The organism is Sphingobium sp. CCH11-B1 (genome assembly GCF_001556865.1).
In the GTDB taxonomy this organism is placed as follows: Bacteria; Pseudomonadota; Alphaproteobacteria; order Sphingomonadales; family Sphingomonadaceae; genus Sphingobium.
The window spans coordinates 1-4,157 of the sequence record NZ_LSJY01000058.1 but is presented as its reverse complement, the minus strand read 5'-3'; the positions used below and the strand labels follow the sequence as shown (position 1 = coordinate 4,157).

Annotated in this window: 6 protein-coding genes and 2 pseudogenes; 2 read left to right on the top strand and 6 right to left on the bottom strand. The window is 61.5% G+C overall.

The window, feature by feature from the left end; translation table 11 throughout:
• Positions 1 to 197: 197 nt before the first annotated feature.
• Positions 198 to 527, bottom strand: a complete 330-nt coding sequence (locus tag AX724_RS06445; protein WP_066212942.1) for a helix-turn-helix domain-containing protein — start codon at positions 525 to 527, stop codon at positions 198 to 200.
• The gene (locus AX724_RS06440) at positions 511 to 891 is read right to left on the bottom strand and encodes a type II toxin-antitoxin system RelE/ParE family toxin (RefSeq protein WP_066212947.1); all 381 of its coding nucleotides are present in this window, start codon (positions 889 to 891) and stop codon (positions 511 to 513) included. The genes AX724_RS06445 and AX724_RS06440 overlap by 17 nt, the downstream gene beginning before the upstream one ends.
• Positions 892 to 1,127: 236 nt before the next feature.
• Here AX724_RS06440 and AX724_RS06435 point away from each other — a divergent pair, with 236 nt between their 5' ends.
• Both AX724_RS06435 and AX724_RS06430 read left to right on the top strand, forming a co-directional pair.
• Positions 1,128 to 1,763 (top strand): ParA family protein, encoded by a 636-nt coding sequence (locus tag AX724_RS06435; RefSeq protein WP_066764542.1) that lies wholly within the window; start codon positions 1,128 to 1,130, stop codon positions 1,761 to 1,763.
• Positions 1,763 to 1,996 carry a ribbon-helix-helix domain-containing protein gene (locus AX724_RS06430; protein ID WP_066764541.1) on the top strand — a complete coding sequence of 78 codons (234 nt, stop codon included), beginning with the start codon at positions 1,763 to 1,765 and terminating at the stop codon, positions 1,994 to 1,996. Before AX724_RS06435 ends, AX724_RS06430 begins: the two co-directional genes overlap by 1 nt.
• Positions 1,997 to 2,055: 59 nt before the next feature.
• Here the strand turns inward: AX724_RS06430 and AX724_RS06425 are convergent, their stop codons facing one another.
• From AX724_RS06425 to AX724_RS06410, 4 genes and pseudogenes are all read right to left on the bottom strand, one after another.
• The gene (locus AX724_RS06425) at positions 2,056 to 2,934 is read right to left on the bottom strand and encodes a replication initiation protein (RefSeq protein WP_066548318.1); all 879 of its coding nucleotides are present in this window, start codon (positions 2,932 to 2,934) and stop codon (positions 2,056 to 2,058) included.
• A gap of 502 nt (positions 2,935 to 3,436) precedes the next feature.
• Positions 3,437 to 3,745 (bottom strand): annotated as a pseudogene (locus tag AX724_RS23935) (IS630 family transposase); the annotation flags it as partial.
• Positions 3,743 to 3,943, bottom strand: a pseudogene (locus AX724_RS23930) (hypothetical protein); the annotation flags it as partial. The pseudogenes AX724_RS23930 and AX724_RS23935, both read right to left, overlap by 3 nt.
• On the bottom strand, positions 3,940 to 4,157 hold a 218-nt coding region (locus tag AX724_RS06410; RefSeq protein WP_066764539.1), incomplete at its 5' end, for a conjugal transfer protein TraD. The gene AX724_RS06410 and the pseudogene AX724_RS23930, both read right to left, overlap by 4 nt.

Here is a 4,157-nt window from a genome sequence, read left to right as displayed (position 1 = left end):
TTGAAGAAGTGCGCGCCAAATTCGCGGACTTGTCGCCGGCGAAGCTGGAAGCCCTGATCGATGAGGCCGTTGCGGCGACGCGTCAATCCGCCGAGCGAGAAGGCGGGCGTCTCCCCCCTTCCCTATCATAGCGCGTCCGGGCTGCCTCTATCCCGCTGGCTTTGCAGCCCGGCCACGCTGTTCCGTTCGTTTATCCATCACTGAACCACTTCGATGCCCTTGCGGCGGATGACATTCAGCAGCGCGAGCGCCGGTCCCTTGGCTTGCTTGGTGCCCCGTTCGAGCTGCGAAACATAACCCGTCGTAAGGTTCAGGTATTTGGCGAGCGCGGCCTGACTCAAATGCGCCTCTTCGCGCACGCCGCGAATTTCATCGGGCGTGATCGGCGCGGCCGTAGGCGGCGCATCCGGCCCCAGGTGGCGGACGGTGATCTTCCGATAGGTGTCATCGCCCATCAGACCAACGCTGTGCATGTCGTCGGCCGTCTCGAGGAGCGCCTCGGTCAGCGTGCTAAGCGTCTTCGCCATTCTCAATCTCCTGTAGCTTGCCGATGCTCACGGCTTCATCAAGGGCGGTGTCGTCGTTCGCCAGGAACTCGGCGGCGATGTCCCGCAAGGTCTGCAATTCGTCGTCATCGATGTTCTCCCGCTCGCTCTTGGCAAAGCCGTAGAGGAAAAACGCCCGATCCTCCGTCCGATAGGCCACGATCATGCGAAACCCGCCCGATCGTCCCTGCCCTGGTCGCGCGACGCGCTGCTTGATGAGGCCGCCACCCAGATCGGCGTCGATAAGCCCACGCTCGGCTCGCTCGATCGCCTCCTTCAAATCCGCGTCACTAATTCGTTCACGTCGGACGAACCGCGCGACCCATTTGGTTTTGAAAATCCGCACGGCATCGTCCTATAATACCCAGAACTATAGCACACAGGCAGACACTTTCAACCCGCTTAAGCGATGGTGCGCCTACCGCTTCGCGGCACCGTGGCTCCTACCCGCTTCGCTCCCCGAGTCCGCGAGCGGTCTCGGCCTGTCGGTGACGATCCACTGGCGGGGTAAGTCGTGATCCCCTTTCATTCCACGCTGCATATCTGTATACAAGTATAAATCTATACCTGTAGGAGTGTAGCATGAAGGTTCTCGCCATCCTGTCGCAGAAAGGCGGCGTCGGAAAAACGACGCTGGCGACGTGCCTTGCCGTGGCGGCCGAGCAGGCAGGCAAGGAAACCGCGATCATCGACCTAGACCCGCAGGCGACAGCATCGTTCTGGAAAGATGTGCGCCAGCTTGACACGCCCGCCGTCGCCTCGATCCAGCCGGTGCGGCTCGCGGCGATGCTCAAGGCCTGTGCCGACGCCGGCACGGACCTTGTGGTGATCGATGGCGCGGCCGTCGCGCGTGATGTTGCCTATGAGGCCGCACGGCACGCCGACTTCATCCTCGTGCCGACGAAGACGGCGCTGTTCGATACAATGAGCATGACGCACACGTTGGACGTGGTGCGGCAGCTCGATCGCGCCTTCGCCGTCGTGCTGACATTCGTCCCGCCCCAAGGACAGGAGACGGGCGATGCGATGAAAGCAGTCGAGGAGCTGGGCGCGGCGGTCTGTCCGGTGACGATCGGCAACCGCAAGGCGTTCTTCCGCGCGCAGGCCACAGGCCAGGCAGTGCAGGAGTTCGAGCCGAACGGCCCGGCCGCAGCGGAAATCAACCGCCTATACGAGTATACGGTTATACGCCTATACGATAAGGCGGAGGTGGCGTGATGGCGAAGGGCAACACGCTCCAGGCGATGCCCGTTGCGCCAATCCCCGCCAGACCCGCGCAGGCCGGGCGGCAGGGGACCAAGCTGATAGGGGGACATTTCGCTCCCGAGGTCAGCACGCAGCTCCGTATTCTTGCGGCCGAGGAGGGAACGACGGTGCAGAGCCTGCTAGGTGAGGCGCTGGACGATCTTTTCGTGAAGAAGGGCAGGGGCCGCGTCGCACGTAGCGTATAGGAGTATACAAATATACTGCTATACTTGCATCATCGAAAAGTGAGTTTTGGGGCAGCGCCTCACCTTTGCGCGGCGGGCGTGCTGAAATCCACCAGCACGGGCAGCTCGGGAATCCCGCCACGCAGCTTAGCGCGTCGCACGATGCTGTGTTGGTCGATCAGGTTCTGTGCGTCGCGCTTACCGCTGGACGTTTTCGGGAACCAGTGGAGCGCCACCCGTTCGACCTTGCGCCCGTTCTTGATCGGCGTGAAATCGACATAGAAGGGGCAGAGCTTGTTGATTTCCTCGACAGCGACCTTGAGGCAGTATTTGTTCAGATCGGCGAAGCGCTCAAGTTTCCCCTCGGGGACGTTGAGCAGGCCGCGCACCTCCTCGATCGTGAACTCCTCTTTCTGCTTGTATTCCAAACCGATGCGACGCTCGATCATTTCATAGAGGCAGAGGGCGTATTTCGACTCAAAGCAATACATTACCTGCGTCTTGAGACGGGCATAGACCTGACTGTTCCGCAGTATCTCGATCAATTCTTCGGGGATGCGGTAGTGAAGGAAGCCGTCCTTTTCGAGGCTTTCATCGCTGGGGCCGAGGAGCTGGACGCGGCGCTTGTAGCTCTTGCCGTCCTTGCGGATCGTGACGATCGCGATAGTGCCCATGAGACGTAGCAGCGAGCTTTCCACGCGCTCGTTGCCCTGGTGCGTCCCTTTCAGTCCCGACTTCGCAATGCGATGGATGATCGGCTCGCCAATACGCTCCCAGGCATTGGCGATGAGCAGGTTGTAGATACGGCGATCAGCGAGGGTGAGGGGGCTTAGCTCGACGATATCGACCAGCTCGCCGGGCTTGACGATTTCCCCGTAATTGGCGGGATCAAAGGGATTTCCGCGCCCCTTTTGCGCCAGCGTGCGGAAGGACATATCGACCACGGCAGGTTGGGACATAGGCTTGACCAACGGTGAGCAAGAGGGGCTTATCGACTCACCCTAACCGCGAAAAGTGAGCCAGGCAAATGTTCCGGCTCCCCGATGGAAACGGTGAGGGGGCTACCCCAAAACTCACCGTCACCGCCGACCCGGTTGCCCGGCTACCCCGAAGCTCACCGGACCCGGCCCGAACACTCACCTTTACCGACCCTAAAACTCACCGCACGCTACCCCGAAACTCACGCGACTCGACCCCAACGCTCACCGTTGAAGTCGTTTTTCCGCAGAAATCCGGGCCTTTCAGCGCCCTGAATCTTGAATCAGAAGAATTAGAGAATCTGAACCGCGAAAGGTGAGCTTTGGGGTAGGCCAGTCTGTGGATAACCAGCGTCAGGATACAACGACGGAATCGGCCTAACGGCCGATGCGCTATTTGTTGCGTGCCGGCTACGCCGTCACCAGAGCGGCGCAGGCTAAGCGGGAAGAAGAGGGCAGGATTTAGGGCTAGAGCATGACCGGATCACGTTGAAGCGTATCCGGAGTTGACGAGATAGTTTCGGCATTCGTCGGGTGTGAAGTAGTCGAGCAGGGATCCGATCCGCCTCCAGGTTGCCTCTACGGATCGCTCATCGGCTTTGCGCAGCAGCGTTTTGAGCTTGGAGAACATCTGCTCGATCGGGGCGGTGATGCGGTCGTGCCGCAGGGCGGCGATGAAAGTCAGTGTGCGCCAGCGGCCGTGCGGCACCTTGGCCAGCAGGCGCTCCCCGCGCGGGCTTCGGCCGTGGGTCCGCGTCATGTTGGTCTTGGCCCAGGTCTCGTCGATGAAGAGGGGAGGGGACACGCCTTCGTCCAGCATCATGTCGAAAAACGCATCATCGTTCGGCGTCGGGACCATGTCCTCGATCACGAGGTTGGCGCGCGACTCCGCCATGTCCTCCCGCCACATGGCGACTTCCGCGGGCGTGCCTCGCACGAAATCCATCGCGCGGACTTCGGCGCGGATCGCCTCGATATCGAAATCGCTCATGCTTCGTCCTTCGCTTCGCCTTCCGCGTCGAACGCGCGCTTGCCGCGCCGCTTCCACAGCGCCAGCACGTCGCCGGCATCATCGCCACGCGCACGTCCCGCCAGATCGAGCAGCGCGCCGTAGAGCGTGGCGCGATCGTCGTCGGCTAGCTCGACCAGCCCGGCTTTCTGGACCAGCCCGCCCAGCTCGATCAGATGGCGCGTTCGTTCGCGGC